An 18539-nucleotide genomic window follows, 5' to 3' on the forward strand; every position below is an offset into this window, starting at 1 on the left:
TACCAAAAACAGGTAATCGCTTCTTTCTTATATTTTATAATTAGTCTGCCACTTTAAGAACCATGATTGAATATCCGGGTCTACCTCAACGTCCAACTCGTTTAGGTGTTGTTTTAAATCCTTGTATTGATGTTCAACCAGCATACGATAATTAAATCTAGCGTAGAGTTTCATCAAGCGAAACGCAATTTGTTCATTATCTGGTCGACATTTAATAATTGATGTATAAAATCGTGAGGCTTGTTCTACATTCCCTTCTTGATAATGAAAGTCAGCTAACGCTTTTGCATGCTTTAACCATATTTCCTCCATCTCAAAGCGAACACTTTCTGCCCAAATGTAGTCGTAACCCTCTAGGTAACGACCTTTATAAAGATTTAAAAAGGTCGTATAACGAGAAAGTGTTTCCTGATTTAACGCTTCAGCATTTTTAAAATAATCATACCATGTTTGTTTGTCTACATTTGCTTTTGATAGCTTTAGGACATAACCATCTTCTGTACTAGCTATAAATATAAATTCATCCAGATGTTTCAGTGATTTTCTAATATTATAAATATTGACATAGAGATTGGCAAAACCTTTCTCAGGTGTTGCATCAGGCCAAATCGTATCAACGATTTTATCTTTCGATATGACATTTCCTGAATGATGCAGTAAGAATAAAAATACTTCCTTTGATTTGTTTGTTCGCCATTGAATCGTATCTGTAATATCTTCCTCATCTAGCCAGAACTTAAGCTGTCCAAACGTACAAATATGAAGAGCTTTCTTAGTATTGATTGGTTTTTCAGGCCTCAAGGTAAGCTTTTGTTTAATCCTATGAATGGTTTTTTCTAACCGTTCGCGTTTGACCGGTTTTAAAAGATAGTCCAAAGCACTGAGCTCAAATGCTTCAACAGCATACCCTTTATATGCAGATACAAAAACAATATGTAAATGCGGATGCTTCTCATTCAACTGTTCCGCCAAAGCTAAGCCATCTACTTCAGGCATCTCAATATCTAAAAAGACGACATCTACCTCTTCGAGCACCTTCATATAATCACCTATATAGGGTGTCGTTGATGTAAAACGTATCTTAACATCATCAATTTTTTTAAGTTGATGACTAAGAAAGTTAATCGCCATGGATTCATCATCAAATATACAAACATTCATGATTATTGCCCCCATTTTTCAATTAAGACTTAATACCTATAACATATAGAATTTTGTTTAGAAATCGTATAAGTCCAGAGTATATAGTTATTTTTGTAAAACCTTCGATATAAATGACTATGATAAACTAGGAGTGGTTTATTATGAACGTAATACACAGTTTATTAATAATAATTGTTACATTAATTGCCATCATATCACAAATATATCTGAACAGAAATAAATATAAACAAATGGCTTTAACCGATGCTCTAACGGGACTTCCGAATCGATATGCATTGAGAGACTATTTAAAAACAACATCAAATAAGACAGAGGTTGTTTACTATATTGACCTTGATAATTTTAAATCAATTAATGATGAGTATGGTCATCATTATGGTGATGATGTTTTAAAAACAATTGCTTCTCGATTAGCACTAATCCAAAGTAAACAAGTTTATCGAGTTGGAGGTGATGAATTTATCATTATATTTAGCTCTACAAATGAGCAAGCACGTAAAAAAATGACACTAAAACTACTAGAGTGTATTCAAAAACCGATCTATTTAGACGACCATCAGCTAAAAATCACAGCGACAATTGGCGTTTCAAATGTTCATCTATTAAAAGAAGACAATATAAAAGAAGCAGATCGAGCTTTATTATCCGCAAAGAAACACGCAAAGGGAACAGCATTTTATCATTCAAATAGTAGCTAATCCGTCACAATTGAGGTGAATACATGATACCATTTTGCACTTTAACTAAAAAACGTTACATCGGTTTGATCGCACTTTTGTTTGTTCTGTTGATCACAGGAGTCCGTTTGATTTGGATTAATGTTCACGAGCCAACTGATCAACCTACTGTCAATAATGGTCAATTAAATCTATCAAATTGGACTTTTACAGAGGATTTACTATCATTAAATGGCGAGTGGTCTTTTTATCCTAATACTTTTATTGAAACAGGCGATACCGATTCAAATCAAGAAGTACAGCATATAGAAGTACCTGGTGACTGGACCTCTGTTTTACAAGGTGAAGACCTGGAGTCAGCATCTTATGGCTATGGAAGTTACAAATTAACGATTCGTTTGCCAGAGGATCGACCGAGCGTATATGGTGTCCGTATTAAAAACTTACATAACAGTGCCAGAATTGTTGCAAATGGTCAGGTTGTTAAAACAGTAAATCAACCGAGTACAACACCAGAGGGGACTCCAACATTTCGCGGACCATTTTACGCCCTATTTCCAATTGGTGAGGAAACACAAGAGCTTAACTTAGTCATCGAAGTTTCCAACTATCACACTCCTTATATGGGCGGTATTAATAAATCTATATCTTTCGGAACCGATCAAACTATCACACAGGAAGTAAATATGCAAGAAACATTGCAATTAACTGTGATCATTGTTTTATTACTGCACGCACTTTATGCATTTTTGCTATTTATAACTCGAAAAGAACTTAACCAAAAGGAATTACTACTCTTTGGGGTCATGCTTATTTTCATGGCACTTGGGAGCGCTCTAGACGATGAGACGTTCATTCAATTACCCATTTTAAGAGAATATAGCTTTAGAATCATGACTTTCTTTTATGTCTGTCTACTAATCTTGATGATGCAATTCATCCACCGATTGTACCCGACGAGTAAATGGTTTGTAAGAATTGTAACCGTACTTGTTAGTGTGATGGCGATCTTAACATTAGGTATTGTCCCGTTTGAACATCTATCAATTTTATTAGGGCTTTATTACGCCTTGTATTTCGTCGCCATTAGTTACATGATGTATACAACCATTCAGCATATTAGGCACGGTAGCATAGATGGCTATTTCATTTTATTCTTTATTATCAGTTACACATCGAACCTAGTTTGGGGTTTTTTGATATTAAGTGATGTCATCGATTTTCCTTTTTATCCATTTGATTTCTTTTTTGCTATTCTGTCAATTGCACTTCTATTATTTAGACGCCATCATCAGTTATTCGTTGTCTCTGAACAACAACGTAAGAAATTAATCGAAGAAGACCAAAAGAAGGATCAATTCCTAGCCAACACATCTCATGAGATCAGAAACCCGCTACACGCCATGATTAATATCTCACAATTGTTATTAAATAATCATGACGAATTAGGCGATGAGGCCAAGTATAATCTAGCGTTAATTATTAGAACCGGGCATCAATTAACCTATACACTTAATGATATTTTGGACATCACAAAAATAAAGGAGAATGGTATCCAGCTGGATAAAACAGATGTTAACTTACATGTATTGACAAATGAAGTGATCGAAATTGTTACATTTATGTCTAGTAAACCTGCTGTTCATATTGAGAATCACATACCTCAAAGTCTGCCGCTAATACATGTGGATCATCACCGGATGAACAGAGTATTATTTAACTTATTGCATAATGCACTTAAATACACAGACGAAGGCACCATTATTGTCGATGCGCATCAAAAAGGAAATACTGTTCAAGTATCCGTAACCGATCCTGGTATTGGCATGTCAAAGAGTGATGTGGATAAAATTTTCTTACCATATGAAAAATTAACCACTCATGATCATGATAGTGGTGGTATTGGTTTAGGCTTAAGTATTACTAGGCAGCTCATTGAAAAACACGGCGGTAAACTTCAGGTTATGTCTAAAAAAGGGGAAGGGTCTGAATTTAGCTTCATTTTACCTTTAACCACTTCTAAAACGAAAGAACTGGCCATTCAAGACACAGCCGCTTCACCTTTAGTACAACATGAACCTTTATCCCGTGATTCTCAAGAGAGCAAAAGCCATGCGAAGATTTTGGTTATTGATGATGATCGAGTTAACCTAAATATTTTAAAACGCACATTAGAACCGACTTATCAAGTGACAACAACATCCAATCCTGAAGGTGTACTTGATATGCTTGATAAAGAAGCATTTGATTTAATCATATCAGATGTTATGATGCCCAAATTATCAGGCTATCAACTAACTGAAATGATCCGAGAACATTTTTCAATATCAGAATTACCAATCTTGTTACTCACAGCCAGAAGTCAACCTGAAGATATTTATACAGGGTTTTTAGCAGGTGCTAACGATTATATTGTTAAACCGGTTGACTCACTAGAATTACAGGCGCGCGTTCAAGCCTTAACACAGTTAAAACAAGCCATTAATAAACAATTACAACTAGAAGCGGCTTGGCTACAGGCTCAAATTAAACCACACTTTATCTTTAATACATTAAACAGTATTGCATCACTTAGCACCTCAGATATTGATAAAATGATTGATTTATTGCATGTATTTGGTCAGTATTTGACTAATAGTTTTAGTATGAGTAATACGAAGACACTCGTGCCACTATCTGAAGAGTTGGAGCTCGTGGAATCCTATCTTTATATTAATCAAATCAGGTTTGATCCCCGCATTGATTATGAGATAGATGTAGAAGAGGGTGACGATATTAAAACACCACCTCTTATCGTTCAAACATTAGTAGAGAACGCATTGAAACACGGTATTTTAAAACAAGCAAGTGGTGGTCGCATTAAAATTCTCGGAAGACGTTTAACTTCTTATTATGAACTGCAAGTGATTGATAATGGCGTAGGTATGAATGACTCAATACGACAAGACATTTTACGCAACAATATTGATGATCAGCATATCGGCTTAGCCAATACAAACAAACGCTTGAAAAAGCTATTTAATCAACAACTCATCATTACATCTACAGAAGGTGAAGGAACAACCATTACGATTCAGTTTCCATTACATGATGAGTGAACTCTTAGTTAGAGAACTGAAAATAGAGTAAATCCTACCCCGCAGAATGTGATGTAATATAGCGAAGCGTTTAGTAATATTTCGCGTCATTATTTTCTCTCATATTGTTTTTCCAGAGTACTGTATTAGGATTTGGTATAAGTATAAAATTAATCACAGAAATCGAAGACATGAATCAAGCAGAAGCACAAAATATTGTTAAAAAGGCACATAGAACTTTTCCATACCCAACTGCCATTCAAGAATATGAAAAATTATAATAAACATCATTAAAAACTCACACATGACTTATTGTGTCACATATGTGTGAGTTCTTTTTACTCCTCTTGCTACTGTATATCTACTTTCACTTCAAAATTTATTCTGTAATTTAGCGTGATGACTCGAGACCGTCCCAAACGAATCTGCTTCTGGATCCACTTGTTTTTTTGCTTGATTTACTGCGTTTACCGCATCTTGGAAACAACCTGCGATAAGATTCACTTTACCTGGATAACTTATAATATCACCAGCTGCATAAATCCCTGATAAACTAGTTGTGCATTCGGCTGTACCCGCTAAATAAAAATCATTCTTACGCTCAAGATCCAAATCACTCTCATCGAGTAACGACGTGTCTTGTTCGTAGCCGTGATTGATAATCACAGCATCAACTGACAGTTCTATCTCATCCTGTGTGTCAATACTGGTTAAAGTCGTGGTATGAACCGTATTCGTCTTGGGATCTGTTACTAAATCTGTGACGATATGCTTTGAATAGATATTGATAGATGATGTCATCAACTCATTTACTGAACGTTCATGTGCTGTAGGTGTTTCTTTTCGGAAAGTGATACCCACTTCACTTGCGATGGGTTCAAGCAAGAGTGCCCAGTCAATAGCTGAATTACCTCCACCTGAAATCAATACACGCTTATCCTTAAACTGCTTTAATTGTGGCATTGTATAGTGAATATTTTTAACCGGTGTATTCAGCGTCTTTTCAACTTCTAATCTTTTGGGGTATAAAATGCCACTACCTACCGCTATAATAACTGTCTGACTCCAGTGACGTTCACCACTATTTGTGGTGAGAATAAAATGATCATTCTCTCCTCGCGTAATGGACACTACTTTTTCATTTAAAACAACTGTGGGATCAAAGGTTAAGGCTTGATCGGACAGTTGCCTGATTAGGTCCTGTCCTTTAATTGGAGCAACTCCACCAACATCCCATATCATTTTCTCGGGATAAACGTGCATTTTCCCCCCTAAAGTTGAGTGAGCATCAATCAACTTTGTCTTCATATTCCGCAAGCCACTATAGAACGCACTATATAAACCGGCAGGACCTCCACCAATAATCGTGACATCAAAAAGTTCAACTGACATATGATCGACTCCTCTATCATTTAATAACATGACATATAATTTTATAATTGATAATCATTATCAATTATAAATGGGTACTTGTCAATGTGAAATCTAACACAATTTATCATTGACATAAAACGGGATCACAGCTATATTAGATTTACATCATCGATATCGATAATCATTCTCAATACGGAGGTTTTACAGATGGATCGTCTGTCGACAGCGGATGTGAGTTTCGGCTATGACGACACGCTCGTCATCAAAGATTTAAACATTACTATCCCTAATAAAAAAATCACAACCATTATCGGATCCAATGGTTGTGGCAAATCAACTTTATTAAAAGCTATGACACGAATTCTGCCTTATCAAACAGGCGGCATCTTTCTTGATGGTAAAGAAATTTCGACAGAACATACAAAAGCACTTGCTAAAAAGATGGCGATTTTACCACAAGCACCAGAAGGCGCTCATGGTTTAACTGTCGGAGAGCTTGTCTCTTATGGGCGCTTTCCTTATCAAAGTATGCTTGGCCATTTAAGTAAAAAGGATCATGACGTGATTAACTGGGCGCTTGAGGTGACTGGGACATCTCGTTTTAAATATAAAGCAGCTGATGCCTTATCCGGTGGACAGCGTCAGCGCGTTTGGATTGCGATGGCTTTAGCGCAAGAAACGGATATTATATTTCTCGATGAACCGACCACTTATTTAGATATGGCTCATCAGCTAGAAGTCCTTGAGTTATTAGAACGTTTAAATAAAGAAGAAGGGCGTACGATTGTCATGGTTCTGCACGACTTAAATCATGCGGCACGTTTTGCTGACCATATTATTGCCTTAAAAGAAGGAACTATCGTAAGAGCTGGGTCACCAGAGACTATTATTCATTCGGATATATTAAAAGAAGTCTTCCAAATTGATGCCGTTATCGGTAAGGACCCTTTATCAAATAAACCAATGTGCATAACTTACCAATTACTAAAGGGAGGAACACAAACATGATAAAACGATTAGTCGCGATAACTTTTGTACTACTTGTACTTGTCGCTTGTGATATGAACAATGAATCCACAGAAACTGAAACAGAAGAAACAAATACCTTTACTTACGAATCAGAAACAGGTCCAATTGAGGTGCCTACTGAACCAGAACGTGTCGTTGTTTTATCTGGTTATACAGGCGATGTGATCAAACTTGACGTTAACATTGTTGGGGTTGATACGTGGTCAAAAAATAACCCAAACTTTTCCGATGAATTAGCGGATGTAGAAGAAGTATCGGAAGATAATTTAGAAAAAATTATTGATCTTGAACCCGATTTAATTATAACGCTTGCATCAACTAATAATTTAGATGATCTACAAGAAATTGCGCCTACCGTTTCCTACACATGGGGAGCTGTAGATTATCTTGAACAACACATTGAAATTGGTAAACTACTAAACAAAGAAGAGGAAGCAACCGCTTGGGTAGAAGATTTCCGTTCACGAGCTGAATCATTGGGTGAAGAGATTAAAGATGAAATAGGAGAAGATACCACTGTTTCAGTTTTAGAAGCCTTTGACAAAACAGTTTATGTATATGGTAACGATTGGGCGCGTGGAACCGAAATTCTTTACCAAACAATGGATCTTGGCATGCCTGAAGCGATAGAAGAAGATGTTGTAGCAGATGGTTACTTGGCATTATCACTAGAGGTCATCCCTGATTATGTTGGGGATTATCTCGTTTTAAGTAAATACGAAGGGGCAGATACTGCCTTTGAAGAAACTGAAACATTTCAAAATATTCCAGCCGTTCAAGATGACAATGTAATTGAAATGCAAGGTGAAGGAGCAAGTTTTACAGACCCGATCACCTCAGAAATACAACTTGCTTTCTTTGAAGATGCTTTTTTAGGTGAATAATCTATTTAAAAGGACGATGTGGCTACTTTCTGTCACATCATCCTTTTATGTTTATCCTGTTTACAAGTGAGGTGAATCACGATGCCACAACAACTTAATCAAACCAAACGCTTTAGTATAACCTTAATCTTAAGTCTTTTGATCTTACTTATCACATTTACAATAGCCATGATTTTTGGGGCAGCTGACATTGCCATTAGAGATGTTTTATCAGCACTCTTTACCACGCATACGAATGATCAGATTCTTATTATTCGTGAAATTCGTTTACCTCGAGAAATTGCCGCCATCTTTGTTGGCGCAGCACTTGGTGTTGCAGGTGCGATGATGCAGGGAATGACACGTAATCCTCTGGCTGATCCAGGGTTACTCGGTCTATCCGCTGGTGCATACGCAGCCTTAGCCATCACTTCTGCGATCTTTCCTTTTCTCAATTACTATATGGTGATGGTCACAAGTTTTATCGGCGCCGCTATTGGTGGAGGATTAGTATTCGGATTGGGCGCGATAAAACGAACCCAACTCTCTCCTGTACGAATGGTAATTGCAGGAGCCGCTATCTCTTCTTTCTTATATGCTATCGCTGAAGGAATAGGGCTTTACTTTAAACAAACAAAGGACATGGCAATGTGGACAGCTGGCGGTCTGAGTGGCACGACCTGGTCACAGCTTGAAATCGTGATTCCTTTTACTATCATAGGCATTATCGGTGCTTTATTACTTTCATCTCGCTTAACCATCCTAAGTTTAAGTGAAGAAGTTGCAGTGGGATTAGGTCAAAATATTAAGCAAACGCGAAGACTTTTATTTCTCTTTATTATTATATTAACTGGATCAGCTGTTGCCTTAATCGGAAACATGACCTTCATCGGTTTAATGATCCCTCATATTGTTAGGCGCTTTGTCGGGAATGATTACCGATTTATAATCCCATTATCCGCTAGTTACGGTGCTATTTTTATGGTCTTTGCTGATACAGTCAGTCGCTTAATTTATGCACCTTTTGAAACACCCGTTGTTGCCATTGTATCGATCTTTGGACTCCCATTCTTTCTCTGGGTCGTTAAAATAAAGCGAGGAGCATTTCTATGATTCATCCTTCTATCATCAAAAAACAACGTCTATACTTGGGAATCATGATCATGATCATACTAACAACATTATTGATTGCGATGTCTTCCGGTCAAGCTAGTTTACCAGTCAGTCGTTTAATTCCAACGCTGACCGGGGCAGGAACATTCAGAGAATCCTTTATTTTATTTTCTTTAAGGATGCCACGTATCGTTATTACCTTACTGGCAGGAATGGCACTCAGCTTATCCGGGGCAATTTTACAGAGCGTGACCCGTAATGATCTAGCTGATCCAGGAATCATTGGAATTAATGCCGGTGCTGGGGTTTCGGTAAGTATCTTCTTCATATTCTTTTCTGTCGAAGCAGGGGCTTTTGTCTACATGATTCCCTTTGTTGGGTTTATCGGTGCTCTAGTGACAGCGGCACTAATTTATTTATTCAGTTATAGTCGCACAGAAGGAATCAAACCGATGCATTTAATTCTGGTTGGGGTCGGCTTTTCAACTGCACTATCTGGTTTAATGGTCGTCATTATTTCCTCTCAAGAAGCAGAGAAAGTTGATTTTATTGCAAGATGGTTAGCAGGGAATATTTGGGGTGATGATTGGCCGTTTGTATTTGCCTTGCTCCCTTGGCTAATTGTCTGTATTCCATTTACCTTACTAAAAGCCAATCGATTAAATTTAATCAGTATGAGTGAATCGGTCGCCATTGGCGTTGGGGTGTCTATTCAAAAAGAAAGGCTCCAACTGATCGTCTCCGCCGTTGCTTTAGCAGCTGTCAGTGTGTCGATAACGGGCGGAATTGCTTTTATCGGGTTAATGGCGCCCCATATTGCTAAACGTTTAATTGGATCACGACATCAGCTCTTTTTACCGTTAGCTATTCTCATTGGTGGGTGGTTACTGCTCGTCGCTGATACACTTGGACGAAGCTTAACTGACACCATGATTCCTGCCGGGATTGTGGTATCACTTATTGGCGCTCCCTACTTTATTTATTTATTGCTGACGAGTGATTAAGTGGAGATTACAAATAATGTTAAACAAGGACGAACTCGAACTAAACGCTTTAAAAAGATGATCTCGATATCGATTCGAGGTCATCTTTTTAAATGTAAACATACAAAACAAAGAACAACTTTACCAAATGTGTATGCGCCTATTAGATCTTGGAAAAAATGATAAGACAATTTTTAGTGTGCAATGCTATAGAAAAGTGGTGTCACGATAATGGAGTTCATAACAGAAATACTGTTGATTTTAGGAAGAATTGTATCAATTTTACCGTTACTGTTACTCATAACGATCTTTATGGGTAAAAGAGCGATTGGTGAATTGCCAGTCTTTGATTTTTTAATTATCGTTGTATTAGGCGCAGTTGTTGGTGCGGACATTGCAGACCCTGAAATTGATCATCTCCCAACAGCGATAACGATCGTTGCTATTGGCATCATCCAGAGAGTGGTCGCGAATTGGAAGATTTCAAATCGAAGGATAGCAAAACGGATTACATTTGAACCGACCGTCGTGATCCAAAACGGGCAATTGATTCATCAGAATCTTAAGGCTATTCGTTTTTCAATTGATAATATTCTTCAAATGCTGAGAGAAAAAGATGTGTTTGATATAAGTGAAGTCGAAACTGCCATCGTTGAGGCAAACGGCGCATTAAGCGTGTTGAAAAAGCCGGATAAAGCACCCATCACATTAGAAGATATGAACATCAAAAAGACAACAAGCATATCTTTTCCTGTTATTTTAGATGGCAACATTGACTCAACAGTTTTAAAGAAACTAGAGTTGAATGAAGCATGGTTACAAAAACAATTAACGAACCAAGAGATTCACGACATTAACACGGTTTTCTTTGCCTCAGTCAATCACCAGCATGAATTACACGTTTCTTTAAAAGATGAGTGTGATGTAACGATCCCACCTTTAAAGCACTGATTAATAGATACAATCGATTCGCATTTTCAAGATCGATCTTGTACAATATGTTAAAAAAGGAGGGGTTATACATGACGAATCGGTGCAGCTGGGTGACAAATGATTCCCTCTATATCGATTATCACGATCATGAGTGGGGCGTGCCTGTTTTTGATGATCAATTATTGTTCGAAATGCTTTGTTTAGAAGGGGCACAGGCAGGTTTAAGCTGGTGGACGATCTTACAAAAGAGAGACCATTATCGTGAAATCTTTGATCACTTTGATCCCTATAAAATCGCTAAGTATGATGAAGAAAAACTAAATACAATTATTAATGATAAACGAATCGTTCGAAACAAATTAAAGATTAAAAGCGTCGTCACAAACGCTCAGTGCTACATAAATATCACCGAAAATGGTCAGTCCTTTTCTGATTACCTTTGGGGATTCGTCGATCACGAGCCCATCATTAACCATTGGCAATCAGACCGGGATGTCCCAACCTCGACAGACATAAGCAAAGCCATGAGTAAGCAACTGAAAAAAAACGGCTTCAAATTTGTTGGTCCAACTATTTGTTATGCCTTTATGCAAGCTGTTGGCATGGTGAATGGTCACACGACGAATTGTTTTCGTCACCCTGATGCGATATAACAAGGAAGTTTTTTCAGAAAGGAAGAGATGCTATGACCCCTTTTACAGAAAACGTTATTGCGATTATTAAATCGATTCCCTATGGTGACGTAAGAAGTTATGGAAGCATTGCTAAAGAAGCCGGTCATCCTAGAGCAGCTAGACAAGTTTCCCGCATCTTACATAGTATGAGCGCATCACACGATTTACCGTGGCATCGTGTGGTCAATAAAAACCATCAAGTCACGATAAAGGACAAAGAAGCACGATTCATGCAAATCCATTACTTAAGAGAAGAAGGGGTAGAAGTGACGGATCAAGGAAGTGTGATTCAATGAAAACCAATTAATAAAATAAAGACAAAAAAATAGACCCTCGAGTCATTTCGACAGGTCTATCATTCACTATCCCTAATATGAATTAAGTAACTTAATTCCTTATCATTAAGATCCTCCATGGTAATTTCTTTTTTTATAGAGAGTGTCGGTCTACCATCATATGGATCAAGAGATTTTATAAATCCCTGAAGATAGTACCCTTCTTTCAACAAATTAAAAAACACTTTGTTGAAGGGCTTTTGAACATACCCCACTCTTTCATTATCATTATTTGGGTCAATTATTTCAACAGCTTCTTTATCTTTAGAATTTGATACATCCCTACGTAAAATAACCTTATCATTTATCTTTAAAGAGTCATTATTTTTTTGAGTGTAAGACCAACCCGCGATTTCTCCACTGTACGTTAAGTTATTATGATCAAAATAAACTGGCTCTAGAAATGATAAATTATCAGTTGCAGTCCTTCCTTTCGTAATTTTTAAATACTCCCATTTAACAGTATCACTATTGCTAAGCTGATAATCATTGATGAATTTTTTGAAAATATGACGATTTTCGCTAGGTAACCGCCTTTCAAAAACAGAAAATAACTTATCACTATAATAAACTTTATTCAAATCCCTCAATCCAACAAAAGGAACAAACCCCTCTTCTTTTGCTTGTTGAACAATCTCTTTATTATAAATAAATTTGTAATTTAACCCTTCTGAATCATAATTTTTAGATAATAGTCCAACAAAGAAATTCTGTTTAGACTTGGGTCCCTTCCATGACACTAATAACTTTTCATCATTCCTGGGCATATTTAATCCCCCTATTTAGTCAAATAATCTCTTCTTGTTTTTAAAATCTTTATTACTAGTTCTTTCTTTGGTACAGAAATCACTGCTGGTGGCACTTTATTCACTATACTAAGCATTATACTTTTAATTTGAGAATACATTTAATCATATTTAACTAATATAAGTTATTAAATTTAAAAAGCAGGGCATCAACCACATGCCCTGCTTAACTTTATAGTATTTAGCGTGATCCACCGCCTCCACCGCCGAAGGATCCACCACCTCCACCGAAGCTCGTTGCACCGCCGCCACCACTTGATGCATTAACGCCTGCGCTGTAGCCGGTTGACATATTTCTAGAAAAGATGTGCATCATGTATAGATTAGTATAGGAGATGTTTGATTCCTCAAAATAGGTTGGATGAAAGTCTTTTAATTGTTCAGCAACTTGCTCTGCAATACCGTATAGACTAGCCCAAATCAATAGATCATCCCATAGCGCCACTTCTTTAGCTCTTCTTTCGTCTATGAGTGAAAAATCCTTCAAGTAATTTTCAAATTGTACAATATGATTAAAAAGTTCTTCGCCTTTTTCAGTTCCTTTCGTCACTTGTGCTTTTAGGTTGCCTAAATATGAGACCTCGACTTCTTCTAGATAAAAGTTATCAATTAATTTTTCCTTTGACTTTACAGGTAAATCGACATCAATGTCTTGAATTTTTTTATAGTTTTTCTGTGCCCATTCATTGAGCTCACTATCTGTCACGACACCCTGAATATTGGCCGAAGACTCAAGAATTTCCCAGAAACGCTTCTCAAATTCATCGGTAAAAGGCGGCGTTTCTTCAAGTTGAATCGATGTTTTTTCACTTTTAAACAGTCGCCCTGTTTCTTCATGTGAAAGTGTTATATGACCTTCTTTTAACCACTTCAACATAAACGCATTAAAATACGGCTCCATACCACCCTTACCTAATTCCTTGAGTAGGTAAGCAATATCTGTCACAGAACCCTCTTTATACGGCTCGTCACGATAATACTGATCCTCGTTCAGTTTCTGACGCTCTCTGCCTTTGATGAGTGGATTAGCCCGTTTAACAGCACGCTTGTATGATCCACCAAAAATAGTGATGATCAGCACACCGACAAGGACTAAACCAATAATGACAATAGCTAAAGTTATACCTGTCCCGTCAGAAGTGTTATAAGTACTCCCTTCTGTTGCTAAATCCTCTTGTTCACTTAGTGTTTGATCGAGCGATAAAATCGGTTGAAACGGCTCATTTAAAAACTGCATCAAAATCGTTATATGATTTGAATCAGATAACGATTCGTTTGACCAACCGACAAGCTCACCATCTTCTAAATAAACCTCACCATCAAAACCAAACCCCCAAATACGTGTATCACCTGTAGTAAATGATTCTGGACCGGTGATGGTCATCGTCACTTCTTCTGGATTAATATTATCTCGCCCGTCAAAAAGCTGCCAGCTCATGCCTTGACCATCTTCAAGCTGACGTACCATATCCGTGATCGTATAGGTGATCGTGTACTCATGCTCACCATATTCACCGATTCCCCAAGCTAGTTCTTGTCCGTCGCTCGTCTCAACAACACCGTATTTACCAGCCTTCTCTTCGCGACTCGCGTTAATATCCCAGTCCGGTTCATAGGTTAACGGTTCGCCAAAATCACTAACATGGAAGTCGGTTACCTCTGAACCACCCAAGTTTTCCATCACAATATAAATTTCGGTATCTTCTGTTAAGTACATGTCCCTCGTTTCGGTAATGACACCCGAACCATCCTCTTGCAATTCAATATGATAATCCAGTGAGGACATGGAGTTGGCAAAGGCTTGCGCTGTGAATGTTACACTCAGCGTTAGTGTAACGGCTAATGCTATAAAAATTTTTCGAAAATTATTCTTCATATAATCAACTCCAGCTTGGCATTTCAGTTTTTGTCTCTGTGTTTTCAAAATACGATTCTTTTGTAAAGTTAAAGAGTGACGCAATGATATTTGAAGGCACAGATTGAATAATCCGATTATACTTTGTGACTGTATCATTAAAGATCATCCGCGATTGACGGACTTGTTGCTCATAGCGATCAACATTTTTTAAGGTTTCTTGATAAACGGAACTCGCTTTTAAATCTGGATAACTCTCACCGACCGCCATTAAGCGCCCCATCGCTTGGTTAAACAACTGATCGTCCTTGTTCACCTCAGATACAGACGCATTTTGTCCGAGTGATGCACGTTGTGACGTAATCGATTCCAATGTTTCCGCTTCATATTCAGCATATTGCTTTGTTCCTTCAATCATATTTTGCAGCGCATCCCAACGCGACTCAACCTGAGCAGCAATTTGTCCCATTGAATTACGGACAAACTCTCTTGCGCGAATCAGCTGATTGTATGTAGAAATCGCCCAAAACACCAATACCACAGCCAATAATATGAATAAAATAAGTCCAATGTTGCCTATTAAAAAGTCCATTTTTTCTCCTCCTATAAAAAGTTACTTCTTTACATAATTATGCTCTATGAATGGTTCAAAGTCATCCTTTTATGTTGATTAAATTTTTCATACAATTGTATAGCTAATATAATTGGAAGATCAACATTAAGATCTGCCTTTATGACAAATTCCAAATCAACACTCCCACACCCTCACTTCTATTGTTTTATTAAGCACACTAGAGACCTTTCCGATCATAATATGTATCTTTATTCATTGATCTAATGTCTCTTAAAAGACTCTCAAAATTTTCCTGAATCACCTTGGATTTTATCATATTCTTGATATTACCTCACCCTTGATTAGTATATCTTATCGGACTAATACCTTTGTATTAAAAGGATATAAGCTTACCTCTATATTCACAGCTTACATATCAAACTACATATCCACTAATATGAAACAGAGTACTGTCTCCAGTTTCACTACTATACACCTTATCTACCAAAAAATGAAGCAGAGGACCGTCCCTGCTTCATTTCAGTATTATTAAGATTTTTGCGTCTTTTTACGTATTACAATAGTCGAAAAGAGTCCAACTATTAAAAATGCCAATCCTATTAACATCATATTAAAGTGATTTGTAGCAGTAGCAGGAAGCTCTTCTGAACTGTCAGACTCTGTTGATTCAGGTTCTTCTGGTTCTGGATCCGTTTGCTCTGGATCTTCTGGCTCCGGATCTGTTGTTTCAGGTTCTTCAGGCTCTGGATCCGTTTGCTTTGGATCTTCTGGCTCTGGGTCTGTTGTTTCAGGTTCTTCATGCTCCGGTTCTGTCGGTTCTGGATCTGACTCTCCCTCATCCTCACCTTCTAAATTTTGCGCGAACATCCAGTCAAAAACATTTTCATATCTACTATCTAAAGTGCCAGCAGTAGGTGCCATGTCCCAACCTGCCTCATATACATTATTATAAAGAACAGCTGCTTCAACTTCATGCGCTATATAATCCGGCAAGGGCGGATTCTGATCCGGCTGATCAAATTGATTATAGGGCCAGACAAAGGATTCGTTGCTGTTAAATAATGAAGCCCTCGCGTTAGTCATTTCCGGTAAATTTTCGTTTATAAAGTTTTCGAGATTAGTTTGGTATGACCCACCGTCATAAGAATTTACAAACATCCAATAAGCTAAGTCAGCGTGCACTTCATTATTAGCCGCATCTGGAGAACCACCTACCGGAGACATAGGAGCGCCAGCCGCGAAAAAGCCAGTGTAAGCGTTAAGTAACGTGTTCGTATACATACCGCCCCATGAAAAGCCCGCCACATAAATACGGTTCGAATCGACCGCACCACTGGCAACTAAATCGTCTATGACAACTTTAACATCCGCTATATCAGGAGTACTAATTCCATTATAAGAAATATTCAGTACATGGCTGGCATATTTCTCAGGATTTTCTCCCATTCTTTGCATAAGTGCGACTGCGCCATTGGCAGATTTCATGGCCGCTTTTTGGTCTGTCTCAGCACTTGTGCCGCCACGTCCCATTCCGTGAATATAAACATACAACGGCAATTCTTGTACTACCTCATCATTTGCATTTGAATGAAGGTAAAGCGCTCGATTAACCGAATTATCCGCATGTGTTGTAAACTTGTCAAGAATAGGGTTCACAACTCTGCTTTGCTCAAAAACAACATTCTCAAGTGTACTTCCTTCCGTCAGAGTAATTTCTTCGGTTTGAGTGACATCGTAAACCTGTAGTGTCGAGTTACTACTACCATCCAACGTTGTCACACCACCGGTCTCCGTATAAAACTCCAGTTCAACGACGATATAACGGCCACTGTCTAATCCGTCTTGATAATCTAACGAATTTGCTACCATCCCCAGGTAACCGCGAACTTCTGGTTCATCATTGGCATATACCCTTGAGATATTGCGCATCCCTGTAAATGTCTCTGCAGTACCATCCAAGGTTGTGTCCCTGGCCGATACAGTAAACATTTCTGGGGTCAGTTCCGAACTATTCACCGCATTGCCTTCACCCAAGTCAATAATAACCGCCGTTGTATACTCCCCTTTTGCAAAGTTGTCATTCCATACGATAAAGTCAAGCAACTCTGCACCCGGATCATTTTTGAATGTGGCGTGCACACGATGGTTAGCGCTTACATTTTCAATGGTATAAGTATTGTCCTCCGTTACACTCACATCAACATCGTCTACCATTACCGTATCTATAACCTGCCCACTATTAGGGATAAACTCAAAAGTTATGTCTTCTCCCTCTTCTACTCTTTGGACATGACCAGGCACATTCGGATATAGTGTACCACCTGAACCTGATGTGGCGGTGATTGAAAATCTCTTATCCTCCTCGTCGGCGCCAATAAGCGTTAAAGAGTCACTAAATGAAGCATCGCTACTAAAACCCACATCAGGGTCTCCAAAACTGGAAACAACCTCGTAACGGTCATTGTCCTTTGATGATGAGTTGTTGATATAAATCTCAAAAGTCAACGGGCCTTCCTCCAACGTCAAGTTTCTTTTGGGTATTCTCATCTCCACGATATACCCAGTTTCCGTAAGTTCAGTCCACGCCGCTCTACCTTGAGCATTCTGTCCAGACAACACACCTGTAGCGCTAACACGCCACTGATTAGATCCACTGCTACCTGGTCCAACATAAAACTCCACACTGTCATACATGTGATCTGATCCATTTCCCGTATATACATCGCTATCCTCCACGACTACACGGGAATACAGATAGTCCTCATCCCAAAGAATCCTGGCTGTACCCGTAGCATTGGGTCTGGGATCATCAGGTGCAGTGCTTTGGTCAATGCTATGTTCGATTGTTTTCTCCCACAGCGGATCGTTCGACCCAAGTTCGGGAGTCCCGTAAACGGCTGTCTCTGCTTCGTCTCCCAATAAGTCAGCATCAGCGAAGCCGACAGATACAGGTACCAATATTGCTAAGCAACAGGGTAACGCGATCATGGCAAGCAATCTTTTAAAAGCCTTTGACATCGTTAAAATCCTCCTCATTTTTTCGTTCTTTTGTGAATTAAAACCAAGCGTTGCTACGAACGAG

15 protein-coding genes are annotated in these 18539 nt (G+C 38.2%); 9 read left to right on the plus strand and 6 right to left on the minus strand.

The annotated features are described in order from the left end of the window. Window positions 1-27: 27 nt before the first annotated feature. Entirely contained in the window at window positions 28-1161 is a 1134-nt protein-coding gene (locus BLR62_RS01985; protein ID WP_176759190.1) for a response regulator, read from the minus strand. A gap of 143 nt (window positions 1162-1304) precedes the next feature. Between BLR62_RS01985 and BLR62_RS01990 the strand changes: the two genes are divergently transcribed. Further along, on the plus strand, window positions 1305-1862 hold the full coding sequence (locus BLR62_RS01990) for a GGDEF domain-containing protein (protein ID WP_090792476.1): 558 nt from the start codon (window positions 1305-1307) through the stop codon (window positions 1860-1862). 23 nt (window positions 1863-1885) lie between these two features. Further along, a complete protein-coding gene (locus tag BLR62_RS01995; RefSeq protein ID WP_090792479.1) occupies window positions 1886-4939 on the plus strand; it encodes a hybrid sensor histidine kinase/response regulator in 3054 nt (1017 codons plus the stop codon). Between the two features lie 351 nt (window positions 4940-5290). Here BLR62_RS01995 and BLR62_RS02000 read toward each other — a convergent pair whose 3' ends face one another. Continuing rightward, entirely contained in the window at window positions 5291-6310 is a 1020-nt protein-coding gene (locus tag BLR62_RS02000; protein ID WP_090792482.1) for an NAD(P)/FAD-dependent oxidoreductase, read from the minus strand. 189 nt (window positions 6311-6499) lie between these two features. On the opposite strand from BLR62_RS02000, the gene BLR62_RS02005 reads away from it, so the two are divergent. From BLR62_RS02005 to BLR62_RS02035, 7 genes are all read left to right on the plus strand, one after another. Further along, a complete protein-coding gene (locus BLR62_RS02005) occupies window positions 6500-7300 on the plus strand; it encodes an ABC transporter ATP-binding protein (RefSeq protein ID WP_090792485.1) in 801 nt (266 codons plus the stop codon). Further along, a complete protein-coding gene (locus BLR62_RS02010; protein WP_090792487.1) occupies window positions 7297-8205 on the plus strand; it encodes an iron-hydroxamate ABC transporter substrate-binding protein in 909 nt (302 codons plus the stop codon). Before BLR62_RS02005 ends, BLR62_RS02010 begins: the two co-directional genes overlap by 4 nt. An 81-nt stretch (window positions 8206-8286) precedes the next feature. Then, window positions 8287-9297 (plus strand): FecCD family ABC transporter permease, encoded by a 1011-nt coding sequence (locus tag BLR62_RS02015; RefSeq protein ID WP_090792490.1) that lies wholly within the window; start codon window positions 8287-8289, stop codon window positions 9295-9297. Beyond that, entirely contained in the window at window positions 9294-10301 is a 1008-nt protein-coding gene (locus BLR62_RS02020) for a FecCD family ABC transporter permease (protein WP_090792493.1), read from the plus strand. Before BLR62_RS02015 ends, BLR62_RS02020 begins: the two co-directional genes overlap by 4 nt. 207 nt (window positions 10302-10508) lie before the next feature. After that, entirely contained in the window at window positions 10509-11231 is a 723-nt protein-coding gene (locus BLR62_RS02025; RefSeq protein ID WP_090792495.1) for a DUF421 domain-containing protein, read from the plus strand. Window positions 11232-11302: 71 nt separating this feature from the next. Then, window positions 11303-11866: a DNA-3-methyladenine glycosylase I gene (locus BLR62_RS02030; RefSeq protein WP_090792498.1), complete on the plus strand. Its 564-nt coding sequence runs from the start codon at window positions 11303-11305 to the stop codon at window positions 11864-11866. Window positions 11867-11898: 32 nt separating this feature from the next. Then, the gene (locus BLR62_RS02035) at window positions 11899-12183 is read left to right on the plus strand and encodes an MGMT family protein (RefSeq protein ID WP_090792501.1); all 285 of its coding nucleotides are present in this window, start codon (window positions 11899-11901) and stop codon (window positions 12181-12183) included. A gap of 59 nt (window positions 12184-12242) precedes the next feature. Here BLR62_RS02035 and BLR62_RS02040 read toward each other — a convergent pair whose 3' ends face one another. The 4 genes from BLR62_RS02040 to BLR62_RS02055 all read right to left on the minus strand — a co-directional run bounded on the left by BLR62_RS02040 (window position 12243) and on the right by BLR62_RS02055 (window position 18475). Next, window positions 12243-12989, minus strand: coding sequence for an HIRAN domain-containing protein (locus tag BLR62_RS02040; protein ID WP_090792505.1), 747 nt, complete (start codon window positions 12987-12989; stop codon window positions 12243-12245). Window positions 12990-13209: 220 nt separating this feature from the next. Then, window positions 13210-14904, minus strand: a complete 1695-nt coding sequence (locus BLR62_RS02045) for a DUF2207 family protein (RefSeq protein ID WP_090792508.1) — start codon at window positions 14902-14904, stop codon at window positions 13210-13212. A 4-nt stretch (window positions 14905-14908) separates the two neighbouring features. Beyond that, the gene (locus BLR62_RS02050; RefSeq protein WP_090792511.1) at window positions 14909-15475 is read right to left on the minus strand and encodes a LemA family protein; all 567 of its coding nucleotides are present in this window, start codon (window positions 15473-15475) and stop codon (window positions 14909-14911) included. A 510-nt stretch (window positions 15476-15985) separates the two neighbouring features. Next, complete coding sequence (locus tag BLR62_RS02055; RefSeq protein ID WP_176759191.1) at window positions 15986-18475, minus strand: sugar-binding protein; 2490 nt, start codon at window positions 18473-18475, stop codon at window positions 15986-15988. Between the last annotated feature and the right edge of the window lie 64 nt (window positions 18476-18539).

The sequence above is a fragment of the Pelagirhabdus alkalitolerans genome (genome assembly GCF_900096905.1).
Classification (GTDB): Bacteria; Bacillota; Bacilli; order Bacillales; family Amphibacillaceae; genus Pelagirhabdus; species Pelagirhabdus alkalitolerans.

Bases quoted from the DNA above. Each gene is read 5' to 3' on its own strand.
- BLR62_RS01985 (WP_176759190.1), bottom strand. From the start codon at position 1,161: ATGAATGTTTGTATATTTGATGATGAATCCATGGCGATTAACTTTCTT.
- BLR62_RS01990 (WP_090792476.1), top strand. From the start codon at position 1,305: ATGAACGTAATACACAGTTTATTAATAATAATTGTTACATTAATTGCC.
- BLR62_RS01995 (WP_090792479.1), top strand. From the start codon at position 1,886: ATGATACCATTTTGCACTTTAACTAAAAAACGTTACATCGGTTTGATC.
- BLR62_RS02000 (WP_090792482.1), bottom strand. From the start codon at position 6,310: ATGTCAGTTGAACTTTTTGATGTCACGATTATTGGTGGAGGTCCTGCC.
- BLR62_RS02005 (WP_090792485.1), top strand. From the start codon at position 6,500: ATGGATCGTCTGTCGACAGCGGATGTGAGTTTCGGCTATGACGACACG.
- BLR62_RS02010 (WP_090792487.1), top strand. From the start codon at position 7,297: ATGATAAAACGATTAGTCGCGATAACTTTTGTACTACTTGTACTTGTC.
- BLR62_RS02015 (WP_090792490.1), top strand. From the start codon at position 8,287: ATGCCACAACAACTTAATCAAACCAAACGCTTTAGTATAACCTTAATC.
- BLR62_RS02020 (WP_090792493.1), top strand. From the start codon at position 9,294: ATGATTCATCCTTCTATCATCAAAAAACAACGTCTATACTTGGGAATC.
- BLR62_RS02030 (WP_090792498.1), top strand. From the start codon at position 11,303: ATGACGAATCGGTGCAGCTGGGTGACAAATGATTCCCTCTATATCGAT.
- BLR62_RS02035 (WP_090792501.1), top strand. From the start codon at position 11,899: ATGACCCCTTTTACAGAAAACGTTATTGCGATTATTAAATCGATTCCC.
- BLR62_RS02040 (WP_090792505.1), bottom strand. From the start codon at position 12,989: ATGCCCAGGAATGATGAAAAGTTATTAGTGTCATGGAAGGGACCCAAG.
- BLR62_RS02045 (WP_090792508.1), bottom strand. From the start codon at position 14,904: ATGAAGAATAATTTTCGAAAAATTTTTATAGCATTAGCCGTTACACTA.
- BLR62_RS02050 (WP_090792511.1), bottom strand. From the start codon at position 15,475: ATGGACTTTTTAATAGGCAACATTGGACTTATTTTATTCATATTATTG.
- BLR62_RS02055 (WP_176759191.1), bottom strand. From the start codon at position 18,475: ATGTCAAAGGCTTTTAAAAGATTGCTTGCCATGATCGCGTTACCCTGT.